Genomic DNA, 17,249 nt, shown 5'->3' with positions numbered 1-17,249 from the left:
CCGTGCCCGGTGATCCGGACGAGCGGTTGCCTGCCGTGGTAGGCGCTTCGGTGCCCGACCGCGTGCGTGCGGCGGCGATCCGGCGCTACGCGCGCCCCGACGACTGGTTGGTCAACCAGCTCCCGATGGGGATGCTCGAAGACGACTTCTTCGTGCGGTTCGTCCGCATCTTCCAAGCAGTCGCCACGACGGTCCTCGAAGGCGTCGACAACCTGGACAACATCCTCGACCTCACCGTGACACCGGACCCGGTGGTGCGGTGGCTGGGCAGCTGGATCGACGTCGAGGACATCGACTCCTCGCTCGACCACGAGCTGCAGCGCCGCATCGTGCGCGAGTCGGGTCGGATGCTGGCGTGGCGGGGCACGCGCCGCGGCGTCGAGGCCCTGGTCGAGCTCGTCAGCGGTGCGCCGGCCACCGTCGAGGACTCCGGTGGGATCTTCGCCGAAGGCACCGCCGATCACCGCCATCCCTTTGTGCGGATCGACGCGGCGTCGACCGGCTGGCTCCCCGACGACGCGTTCGTGGCGGTCATCGGGCGCGAGTTGCCCGCGAACGTCGAGTACGCCGTGTTCGTCGACGGTCGGCGCCTGTGGCCGCCGCCGGAGCCCGACCCGGAGCCGGAGCCCGTCGCCGCGCTGCCGGCCGGGTGGCCGCAGGACTGGCCGGTCGACGGCCTCGGTTGGGCCCTTGCGCACCACCACCACGACGACGATGCGGAGGAGGCCCCCGATGCCTGAGATCACGTGCCCGAGCTGCGGGAACGTCGCGAACTTCGACCGGCTCAACCGGGACGCCAGCGAGTTCTGCCCGGTCTGCGACTACCCGTTGTTCTGGGCGCGGTCGACGGCGTTCGCTTCGGATCTGGTGGCTGCCGGTGACATCGGCCTGCGACGCCTGCCCGGCACGGCCGGCCACACCACGGAGCTCAACTTCCCGTGCCCGGCGTGCAGCGAGCCCAACCCGGTGACCGGTGTGCTGTGCATCCGGTGCGGCGCGGAGCTGCACCCCCAGCCGGTCGCCCCGCCGCCCCCACCACCGATGATCGTTCCACCCCCACCGCCACCGCCACCGGTGAAACAGTCGTGGTGGCCGGTGATCATCACGATGCTGGTAGTGGCCGCCATCGCCGTGCTCGTGTGGATCCTGGTGCACTGAGCCCTGCCCAACGGATCACGCGAGGGCCTGCGGCAGGGTTCAGTGGACGGCGACAGAGGTGTTGTTGCTGTCGCCGGCGACGAGCGTGAGGTTGGTCTTGGACCCCGACACGGCGTTGTTGCTCGAGTCGGTGCCGGAGACGGACACCGAGTAGCCGCTCCCGACCGGTAGTCCGCCGATCACCACGGGCATGGTCGGGTTCGTCACGTCGACCGAGATGCCGCCCGGCCCGGTGAGCGTCACGTCGGTCACCGTCGTGCTGGCCGGCGTGACCGACACCGAGATGCTGGCGCCCACCGTCGGCGTCGACGAGTACGACTCGCCGATCGCGAGCGTGTGTGTGTCGGTGGCCGTGATGCTCGCGCCGCCTTGGCCGCTGGCGGTGACCGTGACCGTGTAGCTCACCCCGGGCGTGAGATCGTCATACGTGGTGCCCGAAGTGGGGCTGATCGTGCCGCCCGGTCCGGTCAGCGTCACGGTGGCGGCTGTGGAGTCGACGCCGGCCGCGTACGTCGGCGAGACGGTGACCGATCCGAGCTTGTCGAACTCCGCCGTCTTGGTGGTGGTGGCGCCGTCGGTGACGCTCGCCGAGATGGGCGACACGGTCGTGTAACCGGTCCCGTTGCTCGCGTTGACGGTCCACGATCCCGCCGCGACGTACGCGGTGAACGTGCCGGATCCACCCGACGCGAAGTTGCCGGTGGTCGTGGCACCCGAGCCCGGTCCGGTGGCGGTGATCTGCACACCGCTGGTGCTCCCGTTCGTGCTGGGCCCGTCGAGGACGGTGGCGGTGACCGAGATGCGGCCTTCTGCCAGAGTGGCCGAGCGGTTCACGCTGGCCGCGTCGCTCGGCGCGACCACGAACGTCGTGGTCGCCGCCACCACTTGGTGCCCGCCGCTGTCGGGGGTCAAGGCGTAGTGGTTGGTGGCGTCGACCACCTGAGCGGTGTACGTGCCGGGGTACACGTTGGCGCTGAACGTCGCGGCGCCGCTCGAGATGGTGGCCCCCGACACGGTCGACCCGGTGCTCGACGCGTCGGCGGCCAAGGTCGCGGTGCCGCTGTCGATCGTGTCGCTGCCGACGCCCGGCGAGACGCTCAAGTGCACGGTGTGGGCCGTGGCCGCCAGGTCCTCGGCGAGCTGGTACACGACGCTACCGGTGAGCGGGATGTTGTCTGCGGTCGCGGCGTCGAACCCCGTCGCGCTGAACGCGACCGAGTAGGTGTCGTTCGGCAGCCCGCTGATCGAAAAGGCGATCGAGGTGCAGTCCGGGCTCGCCGCCGGGCAGTGGACGGTGGCCGTGCCGGTGTGGCTGCTGTCGCCCTGGCCGGTGGCGGTGACCGTCACCGAGACGCCGGTCAGGGGTTGGTTGGTCTTCGCGCCGAAGTGCGCGGTGATGGTGCCCTTCACGGTGTTGACCTGTAGGGGCAGCGGCATGGTGAGGTTCTGTGTGGACCCTGGCTGGAGCGTGACGCCGCGAATGAGCGTCTGGTAGTTGGGCACCGACGCGGTGACGCTCCAGCCGACCGGGGCGAGACCGGTGAACGTGAACACGCCGCCGCTCACCGCGCAGTCAGACGGGTTGGAGGTTCCGCCGTCGGTGCACTGCTCGAACGACGGCCCGCTGATCGTGACCGTCGCGCCCGCGAGCGCGTGGCCTCCCGGATCGGTGACCGTCACGACGAGCGTGGCGGGCTTCGCCGACAGCACGGCCTGCCCGGCGTCCACGTCGAGCTGGGAGGGCGTCACCGAGTAGCTGGCAGCCGAGCCGTCCGTCTTGGTCGGCCCGGTGTAGCCGCTCAAGGTGACGTGCAGGGAGTACGTGCCGGGCAACAGGTCGGGGAACGTGAACTTGCCGTTGCCGTCGGTGGTGGTCGAGCCGGCGGTGGCACCCGATCCGTCCTCCAACGTGATCGGCACGCCGGCCAACACGTTGGTGGTCTGGCCGTTCACCTGGGCGATCAAGGTGCCGTGGACCGAGCCGAGCTGCTGCAAGGTGAGGGTCGGCGTCGCGGCCTGACCGCCGCTGACCGAGATGCTGGTGCTCGACACGAGCGGCGAGCTCGACAGCGACCCGTAGTGCGCCTTGGCAATCGCGATGGTGTAAGTGCCGTCGACCAGGTCCGGGAACGGGCACGAGCCCGACGAATCGGAGGTCGCGGTCGTCGTGTGGCCGGCCGAGTCGGTGAGCGTGCACGTCGCGCCGGCAAGGGTGCTGAACGTTGGCGGCGCCGCGGTGGGGTCGGTCGTGCTCTGCGCGGTGATCGTGATCGTGTTGAGCTTCCGCATGGTCGGCGAGAGCGACGACGCAGCACCCGCGGGTCGCAGCGCGGCGTCGTCGGCCGGCGCCACGAACGCGGTGGCCGAAGCGGTCGAGTAATGCGCTGCGCTGAACTGCACCGTGTACGTGCCTGCCGGGATCGCGCTGCTCCCACCCAACGTCGCGGTGATCGCATGGCTGGTTGGATCGACCGACACCTGCACCGCGCTGCCGCCAGGCGGCGCGGAGGTCACGGTGGCGGTGACGGCCTGGTCTCCGGAGATCGACGGGGTGAACGTCACGGTGCCGCCGAGCGTGCCGGGCCGGGCGGACAGGGCGATGGCGGGCACGCTCGACGAGTACAAGAAGTTGCCCTGGATCGAGTTGCCGGTGAAGTCGGTGTGGCTGGCGCTGAGCGTGATCGGGTTCAGCGTGGCTTCGGTGGGGGCGGTGTCGGTGCCGGAGGCCGGGAACGTGTACGCACCCGTGGAGTCGGTCGTGGCGGTGAACGTCGCGGCTTGTGGTGGGCAGTCACCGCTCGGGCATTGGGTTGGATCGACCGTCATGCCGCTCATCGTCACGGTTGCGTCCGGAACGCCCACCATCACCCCGTCGCGGTTCCACACCACCCGGCCGGTGGTCGGCGTCGGCGTCTGGCGGAGGTGCAACGTCACGGTGGTGGTCGTGTTCAAGGCGAGGTTCACCGGGATCTGCGCTGGTCCGATCAAGTCGTAGCCGGGGATGGTGGCCGTGACCGTCGTGGCACCGCTGCCGTCGGGGAGGCCTTGTGCCAACGCCGCTCCGCCGCTGTTCGTGTGGCACGTCGCGACCGTCGGGTCGGCCGGCGAGTACGTGCAGGTGGGGTCGGCCGAGTCCGGCGGGTTGATGTCGCTGGGCGCGGTGACGGTGACCGCCGCGTTCGATGCTGCGGTGAAGGCCGCGCCGGCGGTGGACGTGAGGACCTGGACCTTCAGCGCGGCCAGCTGGTCGATGGTGACGTCGTGGGCGACCGTGGTGCCTGCATTGATGCTGAACGCCGTGCTCTCGGGTGGCTCGTACGTCTTGAAGCCCGCCGCTTTGACGGTGAGCGTGTAGCTGCCGCTCGGAAGGTCCTGGGCGTACTGGTACTCGCCCGTTGCATCGGTGGTGACCGGGTCGCACGTCACGACGAAGCTGCCCGCGGTGCTCGGATCCGGCGCCGACGTGCAGTCTGCGCCGGTGGAAGCCGAACGGCTGGTGCCCGTCAGCGTGACGGTCGCGCCGGCGATGGCCTGGCCGTTCAGCGCCCGGTTGCGGATGATGCCGTTGAGGGTGCCGAGCGGTTCGAGGAGGAACTGTGCCGACGCCGGTCCGGTGTTGCCGACCGAGACCTTCTGGGTCCCGTCGACGAATCCGGTCGCCGCAGCGTTGACGGAGAGCACCCCTGGCGGGATGCCGGCCAGCGGGCTTGCGCACGTCTTGGTCGACGAGGCATCGACTTGCGCGCCCTTCAAGTCGAACGCGCCGGCCGAGTTGGTGGTCGCGGTCCACACGCATCCGTCGTCGACGGGTTGGCCGTGGTCGTCGGTGAGCGTTGCGGAGATCGTCGCGTCACCGATCGGCTTGCCGGTGGCGAGCGACAGCACCGTGCCGACGACCTCACCCTTCGGAGGAGGCGGTTGCGGCGGGCTCGGGTCGAGCGCGACGTCGATCGCCGGCACGATCTCCCCAGGCTGGATCGTGACGATCTGCGAGGCCGGCGCGTTCTCGAAGTGGTCGAACGACAGCGTGTACGTGCCGGGTGGGACGCCGCTCAGCACATAGTCGCCGCCCGCGGCAGTGAGCGTCTTCAACGTGTTGGTCTGGTCGGTGAGGGTGACCCCGACACCCGCCAGGCCACCCCCACCCGTCTCGGTGACCGTGCCGTGGATGGTGGAGGTCGCACTCGACAGCGCCAGCGCGACGTTGGTGTTGCCCTTCAGCTGAACTTGTTGTGTCTGGGTGAGCCAGCCGTCGCCGCTGACGGTGAGGGTGTACGTGCCGGGGATCGGCAGTTCGGGCAACGTGAACGTGCCGATCGGCGCAACCGTGAGGGTGGACGCCGTGCGCGTCTGATCACTGCCGCTGAGGCTCACGGTGACGCCGCCCACCGGTTGTCCTGCGGCCGACACCAGGCCCGTGATCGTCCCCGATCCCGGCGCCAGCGTCAGGTCGGCGCCCGACGCCGAGCCGCCTGCGCCGAGCTTGATGAGCCGCGTCGCGGTGCCGTAGCCGCGGCGGCTCGCGGTGACCAGGTACGTGCCGGGCGTGCTGAGGCCCGACATCGACCACTTGCCGACGTCCTTGCCCGTGCTCGGCGTGTGGGTCGTGTACGTGTTCGTGCCGTCGGTGATCGTGAGGTCCACGCCGCCGAGCAATCCGCTCGGGCCGTGCACCGAGCCCGACGCGGCGCCCTCGCCGGCCGCCAGGTTGACGTTGACGCTGACGGGCTTGTCGGCACTGCTGACCGACACGACCTGGCTGATGGTCTGGTAGCCGGGCTTCGTGAAGGTGAGCAAGTAGTACGCCGGCGTTGGCAGACCGGCGAAGGCCCAGTTCCCACCCGCGTCGGTGGTGGTGGTGCGCTTCGGCGACACGGCCTGCGGTGCGGTGAGCAGCGAGGGCCCGAACTGTTTGGTGACGGGTCCGTCCGACGGGTCGACACCGGTGGCGGCGTCGCCCGACCCGGCCAGCTGGTCCGCCGTCGTTGCGTAGGGCGAAGCGGCGCCGAGGAGTCCGGCGAGCTTGCTGATCCCGCCCAGCGCGCCGGTCAACAAGCCGGCGTGCGTGCCACCGGCCACCGAAGGATCGAGTGCGGAAGCCGCCACCAGCGAAGTCGGCTGGACGGTCACCGTCACGCTGCCCGGGTCCTGCGCGGTGACTTGCCCGGACGTCACCCCGCGGCCGTTGCTGAGCGCGCTGGCGGAAACCGACGGCCCTTGGCCTGCGGCGCTGCCACCGGTGGAAGAGCCGCCGGCACCGCTCGCCGCACCGCCGGTTCCCGAGCCGCTCGCCGCACCGCCCGCCGCGCTGGTGACGCCCGGCGGCACGCCGCTGCCGGAGTTGTTGCGGTGGGCCAGCTTGTTGATGCCGACGCCCACACCGACGATCCACAGCAGCAACACGGCGGCCACCGCGAGCACTCTCATGGCGTTGCGGCGGAAGACGGCCGGCTGCACGAGTGACCCGCGGAGGTAGATCGGAGTGGTCCACCCCTGCACCCGGACCATGAACGCCGACCGCTCTTCCGCGCCGAACCAGTTGCGCCGCCGCCGCACGCTGGCGGGCACGACGGCCTCCTCGCCGGGGAGCAGCGTCACCGAGCGGGGGGAGAAGGCGACTTTGGTGCCCGGGTCGGGGCTGGTTGCCGACAAGCCCACCGACGTGGCCTCGCGGCCACGGTTGCGAAGGGCGACGCGGAGCTTCCCGCGCCGGGTCCCCCGCGGCTCCTCCGGCTCGAGCCAGGCCTCGAGGGTGCTCGTGTCGCCCACCAGCAGCGTGAGCTCCTGCACCGTGCTGGGTCCAATCGGCGCGCCGCGTGTCGGGTCGACGGCTTGCAGCTCGAGACCCGCCAGGTGCTCACATGCCGGGAAGCCGGCAGGGAGGGTGACCGTGGCCTCGACCCGCGTCGACTCGCCGGGGCCGAGGGTGACCGTGCCGGCCGAAGCTTCTCGCACCCAGTCGTCGGACAAGCCGACGAGCCGGAACAGGAACGCCACGTTGCGGTTGCTGCGGTTGCGCAACACGATCGGCAACACCGTGGGTGTCGCTGGGGTGATGGCGAAGCGCGGGCATTCGCTCTCGATGCCGGCCAACGCACCGGCCGGGTCACCGGGCGCGCCACCCCATTGGTCGGGGCCGCGCCCACCCGGTGGTGGCGGTGGCGCCGGCGGCGGGGGTGGGGGTACGGGAAGGTCGGCCATGGGTCAGCTACCGGTGAGCGTCGGGCTCACGGACTTGTTGCGGTCGGTGGAGGTGATCGTCACTTGCTGGGTGATCTGGGGTGGGGTGTTGGGCGGGAACGAGAACGCCACGACGTACGTGTCATCGAGGTCCATCCCCGCCAGCCAGTACTGCCCAAGGCTGTTGGTGAGCGTGGTCATCACCGGTGTGCCGGGGAACTGGCTGGCCCGGTACAGGCTGACTTGGACGTTCGCCTGGGGCTGCGGGCCTGGGCAGGCGACGGTGGTGGTCGTCGTGTCGCCCGTGCCCGGCGTTCCGGCGGGCGGGCAGGTCGGCTGCACTTTGACGGTCCCGGTGATGGTGGCCTGCGGTTGCATCTGCGCGGTGAAGCGCGCGGCCTGCCCGGCGCCGAGCGTGAACAGCTGGGTGGTCGCGGGCGCGCCGGACCGGCTGAACGTCACCGTGTACGTGCCCGGTGGAAGCCCGGCGAGGAGGTAGGCCCCGGTGCCGTCGGCCGAGGTGGTCCGGAACGTAGAGGATCCCGACACGGCCGCGATGGCGACCCCGCCGAGACCCTGGCCTGCCGTTCCGCACGGAGGGTTCGGTTGGGGCTCGGCGGCTTGGCAGACCGTCGCGCCGGATATCGACGCGGCGTTGGCGGTGAGCGACGCGTTGACGCCGGTGGCGTTCAACGTGCCCTGGGGGTCGAGCGCCACCGACCGGGTCACGGAAGTCAGGTCCGCGCGCGAGAACGTCACGGTGTACGTGCTCGGCGCGGGCAGCCCCGTCAGCAGGTAGCTGCCGAGCGTCCCGGCGGTGGCCGTGACCGCGTGCACGGTGACTTGGCCGTTGGTCGCCGACACCACCACCCCGCCGACGGCTTTGCCGTTGAGCGTGGCCACCCCGGAGATCGAACCGGCGCCGGGGGTGAGCGTCACCGAGATGCCGGTTGCTGCCTGCGCACGGCTCAAGCTCACCGAGATCGTCTGCGTCCCGTAACCGTCGTGGCCGACGGTGAGCGTGTACGTGGCGGGCGTCGGCAACCCGCGAAGCGTGAACGACCCGACGCTGTCGCGGGTGAGGCTGACGGTGCCTGTCGCAGTGGTCGCGTTCGAAGCGGTGATGGTGGCGCCGCCCAGCGGCCCGGTCGGGGACCGCACGGTCCCGCTGATCACCCCGTCGCCTGTCAGCAGCGGGATCTCGAGGCCGTCGCGGTGCTCACCGGCTTGGAGCGTGATCTGCTGGATCGACGGCGAATAGCCCGCCTTGAGGACGGAGATCTCGTACGTGCTCGGTGACAGCACGTTGCTGAGCGTGAACTTGCCGCCCGCGCCGACCGGCGTGGTCTCGACGAGCGCCCCTGCCGTCGGTGGGGCGGTGGCCGTCGCCGTCGACGGTGCCGGAGCGCGGGACAGATCGGCGATCTGTGCCCGCCCCGCAGATTGCGGGGTGACCGAGTTGGATGTCGCCGCGGTGGTCGACGAAGCCGACGGCGCGCTCGTGGTCACGGGCGCGCCGGTGACCGAGGCGCCCGTGCCGCTGGCACCGGCCGCGACCGCGGTGGCGGGGTTGGCGAGCATCGACAGCGACGGCGGGGGACCGCCGGGTACGCGCAAGACGACGGTGGCCCCGGTCGGGTCGCCGCCCACGACCTGCCCGGACACCTCGGCCGGCACCCCGCCGAGCGCGACATTGATGTTGTTGACGGGTTGGCCGGCGGTGACGGTGACGGCGGTGGCATCGGGACCCGTGACCGCTGTGGGGTACCAGATCTGCACGAAACCGGCGCCTTGGTAGCGCACCTTGTACGAGCCCGCCGCCAGCGCCGGCAGGCGGTAGTTGCCTTTGGCGTCCGTCGCCGTCGAGGTGACCGGTGAACCGAGGTCGCTGGCGTTGAACGCCTGGACCGTCACACCGGCCACGCCCGCCCCGGACGACAACAAGGTGACCTTCCCGCCGATCGACCCGCTCCCGCCGGAGGCTTGGGCCCCCTGGATCGCTTGGAGCAGCGCGTTGTTGTCGGCCGCCGACTTGTCGACCACCCGACCGAACGTCACGGTGATCACCGCCGCGAACACCGCGATCGCCGCCATCAGCCCCGCCAGCGCCAGCATTCCTCGCGACACGTACGGGCGTTGGATGAACGACGCCATCGCCTCGGTGGGTGTGTCGGCGCCGACCAGGCGAATCGTGAACGGGCGTGCCTTCGGCGAGCCGACCAGCGGTCGCTTGGCGCGCAGCGCGACCCGTGCGGTGCGCTCGTCGCCTGGCGCCAGGTCGACCGTGGCGGGCTCGAACACGAACTCGATGCCGTTCTCGGGATCGATGCCGTCCAGGCCGACCGGCAGCGCGGCGTTGCCGTGGTTGGCGAGGCGCGCCACCAGCTCGGCCTTTCGGCCGCCGGTGACCGACGACGGTTCGAGGCCGAGCGTGGTGGTGGAGCGGGTCGGAACGGTCAGCTCGGCTTCCGCCACCACTGTGCGGCCGGGGGGTGTGACCTCGCGGACCTCGATCCCGAGCCGCCGGGCACCGGCAGGCACACCCTCTGGCAACGTCACCGTGACGGTGACCGTCCCGGTGTTCTCCGGGAACAGCGTCAGCTCGTTGCGGTCAAGGCTGACCCACCGTGGATCCACGCCGAGGACCCGGATGCGGTGCGCGCTGATGATGTCGGTCGTGTTGTACACCTGCACGGTCAGCACGACCGGCTGGCCGGCCATGGCGGTGATCCGCTCCGGTGTGACGTCGACGCGCATCGCTACGAGCTCGGGACCAGGTCGATGTTCTGCGTGGCGGTGCCGCCGGCGGCGACGGTGAGCTGCACGGTCTGGGTCTGCTGGCCGTCCTTGCTGAACGTCACCGAATACGTGCCGGCCGGCAAGTTGCGTACGAGATAGCTGCCAGCCGGGCTGCTCACCGTGGTCGTGGTCACCACGGTGGTGCCGTTGGTGACCGAGACCGACACCCCGGCGAGGCCGTGTCCGCCTGAGGTGACCGTGCCCTGCAACGTGCCGACCGAGCTTCCCAGCGCCGCGTTCACGTTGCTGGCACCGGACTGGTTGGTGAGGTCGACGGTCAACGTCTGCGAGGCGTAGTTCGGCGCCGAGAACGTCACCGAGTACGTGCCGGGCGGCAGGTTGGCGATCGTGTACGAGCCCACCGCGCCGCTGGTGAAGGTCTTCGTGCTCAACGATGTGGTGCCGCCGTCGACGCGGACGGACACGTCGCCGAGCGCCTGGCCGGCCGCGTCGGTGACCCGCCCGCTGATGGTGCCGGTGCCCGACACGATCACGACGTTGACGCCCGTCCGGGACTGGCCGGCGGTCAAGTTGACCGCGATGGTCTGGCTGCCGAATCCCGGCTTGTCGAACGACAGCAGGTACGCACCCGGTGTGGGCAGGCCGGTGAGCGCGTAGACGCCGACCGAACCGACGGTCGGCGTGGCCGTCTTCACCACGGTGGTCCCGGCCATCGCCGTGATCGTGACCCCGCCGACGGGGTTGCGCCCGTCGGTGACCGTCCCGGTGATGGTGCCGCTTCCGGCGCTCATCCGCACGGTGCTCGTGTCGCCGGTCTGGCCGCCGCTCAGCGGGACGGTGACCGTCGCGGGTTGGTAGCCGGGCGCGGTGAACGTGACGTCGTACGTGTCGGGTGTGGGCAAGTTGGCGAGGCTGAAGGTGCCGTTGGTGACGGTGGTGGTCTGGAGCGGCTGGTTCGACGCCGCGGTGGCCGCGTGCACTTGCACGGTGACGGGGATCTGCTGGCTCGTCTGGCCGGTGTCGATCTTGCCGCTGATGGTGCCGGGCAGGCCCTGGACTTGGAGCTTCAGGCCCTTGGTGGCCTTCTGCGCCGCGACGTTCACGTTGCTCGCGCCGACCAGGCTGGTGGCAGCGGGGTACCAGGTGGTGCGGTAGCCGGGCGTGACGACCCGCAGCTTGTACGTGCCGGGCAGGAGCCCGTCGACGCTGAACGCGCCATCGGTTCCGGTGGCGGCGGAGCCCACCACTTTCGGTCCGGTCCGGCTGATGTACAGCGCCTGGACGGTCAGGCGCGGCACACCTTTGCCGGTGATGGCCGACACGGCAGTGCCCGACACCGTCCCCGCCACCGCCTGGGTGGCGCCCTGCTTCGACATGCCACCCGGTGGCACGCCGTCGGGGCCGGCACCGACAGTCGCGGCGAAGAACGACGCGGGCGCCTGTTTCGTGGCCGGGTTCCCGTTCAAGATGCGGGTCAGGCCGAACAACATGGCCAGCGCCCACAGGGCGACCACTGCGCCGAGGATCGCCATCGTGAGCCAGCCCCGCGACAAGATCGGTCGCTGGGTGAAGGTGACCTCGGTCTTCAGCTCGACTTCGGCGCCTTCGGCCTGGACCGTGAGCGGATGGGTGAGGTCGCCGCCGAAGTACTTGCGGCGGGCGGTCACCGTCAGGCGTGACGAGCCCGTCGACCCCGGCGGCACTTCGAGGATGCGATGCGAGAAGTCGATCTCGAGTGCTCGTTGCGGGTCCGACGCGGTCAACGCCGCCACGACCGGCGTGTTGCCGACGTTGTCGCACAGCAGCGCGAACTCGGCTCGGCGCCGCGAGGTGACGGCCCGCGGGTCAGCCAGGAGCGACGCTCTGGGTGCCCGGGCGACGTTCAGCTCGAGGTCGCAACGCTCGACGCCGCCGTCGGGCACCGCGGAGCGGACCTCGACGGTGATCAGGTGTCGCCCAGCCGGGAACTCGGGTGGGATGTGGGCCCGGAGGCGGAGCCGGCCGGAGGTCTGCGGCAGCAGCGCGAGCTGGATCGGGTGGCTGGTGACACGGTTCGGGTCGAGGCCGATGACCCGGGCGGTGATGCCGTCGATCACCGGCTGGGTGTTGAAGACCTCCAGCTCGACTTCGATCGACTGGCCAGGGGTGGCCTCGTAGACGCGATCCGCGAGCTCGACGCGCATCTCACGGATCCTGCGATTCGGCCTGGTCGTCGGGGCGTGTCCGGGTGGCTTCGGTGACGACCGCGCCATGGCGTCGGTAGCGGCGCCGCACCCCGGTGTCGGTCACGGGCGTGGCCGTCCGCGGCGCGGCCGGGCGCGGGATCGGGTTGACCGTGGTCTCGACGGCGGTGGCCGGCAGCGCGGCGGACTCCCAGGCGAAGGCGGCGACGCGGAGCTCGACGCGAAGGTCGATCCCTGGCTTCAGCTGGCCGCCGAGCGACGTCCAGAAGTCGGCCGAGCGCGGCTCGTTCGCGCTGGCGACCTGGAGGCGCACGGGACCGGTGTCGCCCAGCCCCTCGGGGCGGAGGCGTTCGGGCAGGGTGGGGGTGCCGAGCACACCTTGCAGCACCGTGCCGAGCAGCTGGTGCTCGTCACGGCCTTCGGTCGCCCACGCAGTGACGAGATAGCGCAGCTCGACGGACACCGGAGCGGTTCGCCGGCTGATCTGCCCGTCGATGTCGATGGTGTCGGAGCCCGATTGCGCCTGCACGGCGCTCCGCTTGACGTCCCAGAGGAACAAGTTGATCGTCGGGCGCGTGATGCCGCTGCCCCACTGCTTGTCGGGCGTGGCGAAGGACAGGTCGACGCCCGCGTCGGGAGGCAGCAGGTCGCCCCGCACGAAGCCTTCCAGCGCCTGATCCACCAGATGGATCACGACGCACCCGCTCCCACCATTGCTCCCCCTCGGCCGTCTGGCGTGTTGCTGCAGACAAGGCCTTCTGGTGATGCCCAGCACCTTTGGTGAACCGTCCCATGGTACCACCACTCACCGCTGTCACCGGGTCGCGGAGGTCCGCGCTCGCGCGGCCGGCCGCGAGCGCGGCGAAGGCCCTTCTCTCGGAGCGGGCGGCGCCGAGCGAAGGGCCTTCGAGGTCAGATTAGGCAGTGCAGATGACCCGAGGGGTGATCCTTCGCACGACCACGCGGAGTGGTGGCAAAGCTGACGCCAAACGCGTGCAGATCGTCAGGCGTCGCGGCCGCCGAGGCCGTGCCGCCTGCCGGGAACCCGGTTGCGGGTCGGCGCCACCGGGACGACCAACGGGTTGGCGGCCTCCCAGACCGGGTCATCGGGTGGGGGGAGGCGGGCGGCCAGCCACGAGATCACGAGATCGGCCAGTTCGTCGACCATCGCGAGGCGGGCCGTGCCCTCGAGGCGGCCTGCCCGGCCGAGCACACCGAAGGCCACGGTGGTGAGCACGTCGGACATGCGTTCGAGGTCGGCTTCGGCGATGGTGGGAGCCCGGAGCTGGATCAGGAGGCGGATGGCCTCCTGCGCGGTTGAACGCAGGCGGACGCCCGGAGCGTCGGGCGCGCTCGGGAGGGTGGCGGCACCGATGATCGCCGCCATGGCCGGGCTGTCGAACACCACCTGGGCGAGCTCATGGGTGACGTCGCGGAGGATCTCGGTTGGCGGAGGCTCGGCGGTCACGAGGTACTCGTACGCGCCGGCGATCCGTTCGACGTACCGGCTGACCAGCCCGTCGGCCAGCGCGGCCTTGTCCGGGAACCAGCGGTACAGCGTGCCGACCGGGATGTCGGCCCGCTCGGCGATCAGGTTGGTGGTCGCCGCGTCGTAGCCGACTTCCTCGAAGACGAGCTCAGCGGTGTCGAGCAGCGCCTCGACCCGGGCCAGTGACCGCCGCTGCTGCGGGACTTGGCGCAGCCAGGCGACGTTGGTGGCCACCCCCTTCTCGTCGATCACCTCACCATTGTGTTCGATGAACCGTGGGCCGACGGGTCCTTGGCGTCACTCGACAGCTTTTGCAGCAGCGCCGTCAGTTGGGCCAGCTCGACCAGCGTCAAGGTGAGCATCGGCTCGGGCGGCGAGGTGAGCTCGTGGTCGATGGTGGAGCGCAGGTGCTCGCCCTTGCTGGTGAGCGCCACGGACTTGACCCGGCGGTCGGTCGGGAGCTGCTGGCGGGCCACCAGGCCCCGTTCTTCCAGGCGGTCGACGAGCCACGTGACGTTCGACGCGTCGCAGTGCCACAGCTCGGCCAACGCCCGCATCGGCTGCCCCTCGCCCGGCTCCAGCGACATCAGCGCACCGAGGTGGGCAGGGGTGAGGCCGTGGTCGGAGGCCACCGTGAGGAAGCGCTGCTTGTGGCGTTGGAGGAAGCCCGTCAGCAGGCGGAAGCAGTCGGCCGCGAGATCGAGCTTGGTGGGACTCTTCCCCATGCCAGCCCAGTCTACCACAAGTCCACCAAGGATTGAAGCATTCGATACTTGACATCTTAAAGCAATTCCTGTCACGATGACAGCCATGTCCAACGTTCCATCGCAGACGCTCGCCATCGAAGCCGAGGGTCTGGTGAAGCACTTCGGCGACGTGCAAGCCGTCAACGGGGTGGATCTCCAGGTCCCGACCGGAACGGTGCTCGGCCTCCTCGGCCCCAACGGTGCGGGCAAGACCACCGTCGTGCGGATGCTCACGACGATCCTCGAGCCCGATGGCGGCCGGGCGCGGGTAGAGGGCCTCGACGTCGCCACCCATCCCAACGAAGTTCGTCTCCGGATCGGGCTCGCCGGCCAGTACGCAGCGGTCGACGAGAACCTCACGGGCCGCGAGAACCTCCGGGTCCTCGGTGAGCTCACCCACATGCCCCGTCGGCTGGTGAAGCCACGGGCCGAGGAGCTGCTCGAGCGGTTCGACCTGATCGACGCAGCCGACCGCCCCTCGAAGGGCTACTCCGGCGGTATGCGCCGGCGCCTCGACCTCGCCGCGTCGCTGCTGCACCGGCCGCGGGTCCTGTTCCTGGACGAGCCGACCACGGGTCTCGACCCGGCCAGTCGCGTCGACCTGTGGGGTGTGATCGAGCAGCTCGTCGACGACGGCTCCACGGTGTTGTTGACCACGCAGTACCTCGAAGAGGCCGACCGCCTCGCCGACCGGATCATGGTCATCGACCACGGTAGGGCCATCGCTGAAGGGACCGCCCCCGAACTGAAGGCCACCCTCGGCACGACCGTGCTCGAGCTCGAGATGGCCGACCCGACCGAGGCCGCGCGCGCTCGCCAGGTCGTGGCCGAGCGGATCGGTCGGGAACCGATCATCGACGGCGCGCGGCTCGAACTGGCGGTCGACGACGGGCCCCGGGTCGTGACCGATGTGCTGGTGGCGCTCGACGCGGCGTCGCTGCAGGCCAGCCGGCTGGCTCTGCGCGAGCCCAGCCTCGATGACGTGTTCTTGTCGCTCACCGGCCATCGCGCCGAGGCGGAGTCGGCCGGCGAGCCGGCTGTCGCGGCCGACAACGGGAGGGCACACCGATGACCGACTCGACCACTGCCACGCGCGCGGCGGTACCGACCGCCGAGCTGGGCGCGCCCGAGGTCGAGCCGGGCTCTGCGGCCATGTGGGCCGTGCGCGACGGCCTCACCGCCACCCGGCGCAACCTCATCGGGTTCTTCCGGGTACCCGAGTCCACGTTCTTCAGCACCGTGCAGCCGATCATGTTCGTGCTGCTGTTCCGCTATGTCTTCGCGGTGGTCGGCCTCGGTCTCCCGAAGGGCATCAGCTACGTGAACTTCCTGATGCCGGGGATCTTCGTGCAGACGGTCGCCTTCGGCGTGGTCGGCACCGCGATCGGTCTGTCAGAAGACCTCCACAAAGGCCTGCTCGAACGGTTCCGGTCCTTGCCGATGGCGCGTTCCGCCGTGCTGGTCGGTCGGACCACCGCGGATCTGGTCCGCAACGTGTTCGTGATGGTCCTGATGCTCGTGGTGGGGATGGCGGTGGGCTTCCGGATCACCGGCGGCGTGCTGCCGTTCCTCGGTGGCGTCGTGTTGATCTTGGCGTTCTCGTATGCCTTGTTCTGGGGCGCCGCCTACCTCGGGCTGTCGGCGCCGAACGCGGAGACGGCCCAGGTGATGATCTTCCCGATCCTGATGCCGTTGACGTTCGCTTCCTCGTGCTTCGTGCCGATCAACACGATGCCGTCGTGGCTGCAGGTGTTCGCCCGCAACCAGCCCGTGTCGCAAGTCGCCACCGCGGCGCGCAACTTGATGACCGGTTACGGGCCGACGATGAGCCCCACGTTGCACGCCGTCGCGTGGGTCGCCGGGATCCTCATCGTCCTCGTTCCGCTGGCGGTCAACAAGTACCGTCGCCTGGCGTGATCGATCCGGGTTCCGGCGAGCCATCTTCCGCCGGGCACCCGTCTGGCCCGGCGTCCGCCGGACCCTCGCAGCCGTTCGCGCCGCCGCAGGGTCGTGGCGGGCCCCAGGAGATCCCTCGCCCGCCCGGTGCCCGAACCGGTCCGCCGGCCCCCTGGGCCGATCTGCCCGTCGGCGAGCGCACACCCGACCTCGGCCACATCCGCCACGCCTTGACGGCGGCGGGCGACCCGCGACCGTCGCAGGTCGAGGCGCGCGGCGGCCTCGCCGGATCCGCGGTGCTCGCGCCCCTGTACGTGCACGACGGCCGCACGTGGGTGATCCTCACCCGCCGGACCATGCAGCTGCGCAGCCACAAGGGGCAGGTGAGCTTTCCGGGCGGCCGCCAGGAGGCGGGAGAGTCGCTGGTCGACGCGGCGCTCCGCGAGTCGCAAGAGGAGATCGGCCTCGACCCGTCATCCGTCGAGCTGATCGGTGAGCTCGACCATCTGGCCACGATCAGCAGCGCCAGTGCGATCGTGCCGTTCGTCGGTGTGCTGCCGGGACCGCCGCCCGGGTTGCGGGCCAACCCGAGCGAGGTCGACCGCATCCTGCACGTGCCCCTCGACGAGCTCACCGATCCCGGCATCTACCGCTGCGAGCTGTGGCCGATCCCCGAGGACCACCCGATCTTCTTCTTCGAGCTGGTGGGCGACACCGTCTGGGGTGCCACCGCAGCGATGTTGCGTCAGCTCCTCGGCCTCGCCACCGGCACCCTGGGCCGCGGCGACCTCGGCCACCGGTGAGCGGAGGGCATTCGGGAGGCAACTGGGTGACAAT

11 protein-coding genes are annotated in these 17,249 nt (G+C 70.6%); 5 read left to right on the top strand and 6 right to left on the bottom strand.

The annotated features are described in order from the left end of the window. Window positions 1-2: 2 nt before the first annotated feature. Both VHA73_00880 and VHA73_00875 read left to right on the top strand, forming a co-directional pair. Window positions 3-740 (top strand): phage tail protein, encoded by a 738-nt coding sequence (locus VHA73_00880; GenBank protein ID HVX16560.1) that lies wholly within the window; start codon window positions 3-5, stop codon window positions 738-740. Then, on the top strand, window positions 733-1,158 hold the full coding sequence (locus VHA73_00875; GenBank protein HVX16559.1) for a hypothetical protein: 426 nt from the start codon (window positions 733-735) through the stop codon (window positions 1,156-1,158). Before VHA73_00880 ends, VHA73_00875 begins: the two co-directional genes overlap by 8 nt. A gap of 39 nt (window positions 1,159-1,197) precedes the next feature. Here VHA73_00875 and VHA73_00870 read toward each other — a convergent pair whose 3' ends face one another. From VHA73_00870 to VHA73_00845, 6 genes are all read right to left on the bottom strand, one after another. Next, window positions 1,198-7,359 (bottom strand): carboxypeptidase regulatory-like domain-containing protein, encoded by a 6,162-nt coding sequence (locus VHA73_00870; GenBank protein ID HVX16558.1) that lies wholly within the window; start codon window positions 7,357-7,359, stop codon window positions 1,198-1,200. A 3-nt stretch (window positions 7,360-7,362) separates the two neighbouring features. Next, window positions 7,363-10,095 carry a carboxypeptidase regulatory-like domain-containing protein gene (locus VHA73_00865; protein ID HVX16557.1) on the bottom strand — a complete coding sequence of 911 codons (2,733 nt, stop codon included), beginning with the start codon at window positions 10,093-10,095 and terminating at the stop codon, window positions 7,363-7,365. 2 nt (window positions 10,096-10,097) lie between these two features. Continuing rightward, on the bottom strand, window positions 10,098-12,281 hold the full coding sequence (locus VHA73_00860; protein ID HVX16556.1) for a carboxypeptidase regulatory-like domain-containing protein: 2,184 nt from the start codon (window positions 12,279-12,281) through the stop codon (window positions 10,098-10,100). A 1-nt stretch (window position 12,282) separates the two neighbouring features. Next, a complete protein-coding gene (locus VHA73_00855; protein ID HVX16555.1) occupies window positions 12,283-12,963 on the bottom strand; it encodes a DUF4255 domain-containing protein in 681 nt (226 codons plus the stop codon). A gap of 321 nt (window positions 12,964-13,284) precedes the next feature. After that, the gene (locus VHA73_00850; protein HVX16554.1) at window positions 13,285-14,022 is read right to left on the bottom strand and encodes a TetR/AcrR family transcriptional regulator; all 738 of its coding nucleotides are present in this window, start codon (window positions 14,020-14,022) and stop codon (window positions 13,285-13,287) included. Further along, a complete protein-coding gene (locus tag VHA73_00845) occupies window positions 14,019-14,495 on the bottom strand; it encodes a MarR family transcriptional regulator (GenBank protein ID HVX16553.1) in 477 nt (158 codons plus the stop codon). Before VHA73_00845 ends, VHA73_00850 begins: the two co-directional genes overlap by 4 nt. Before the next feature lie 85 nt (window positions 14,496-14,580). Here VHA73_00845 and VHA73_00840 point away from each other — a divergent pair, with 85 nt between their 5' ends. The 3 genes from VHA73_00840 to VHA73_00830 are packed head-to-tail and all read left to right on the top strand — an operon-like array spanning window position 14,581 to window position 17,215. Next, window positions 14,581-15,588 carry an ATP-binding cassette domain-containing protein gene (locus VHA73_00840; protein ID HVX16552.1) on the top strand — a complete coding sequence of 336 codons (1,008 nt, stop codon included), beginning with the start codon at window positions 14,581-14,583 and terminating at the stop codon, window positions 15,586-15,588. Beyond that, a complete protein-coding gene (locus VHA73_00835; GenBank protein HVX16551.1) occupies window positions 15,585-16,433 on the top strand; it encodes an ABC transporter permease in 849 nt (282 codons plus the stop codon). The genes VHA73_00840 and VHA73_00835 overlap by 4 nt, the downstream gene beginning before the upstream one ends. Beyond that, a complete protein-coding gene (locus VHA73_00830; protein HVX16550.1) occupies window positions 16,430-17,215 on the top strand; it encodes a CoA pyrophosphatase in 786 nt (261 codons plus the stop codon). Before VHA73_00835 ends, VHA73_00830 begins: the two co-directional genes overlap by 4 nt. The last annotated feature ends 34 nt before the right edge of the window (window positions 17,216-17,249 follow it).

It is taken from the genome of Acidimicrobiales bacterium (assembly GCA_035547835.1).
Lineage (GTDB): Bacteria > Actinomycetota > Acidimicrobiia > Acidimicrobiales > Iamiaceae > DASZTW01.
Note: the sequence above shows the minus strand (reverse complement) of the source record. Positions and strands in the feature narration are given on the sequence as shown.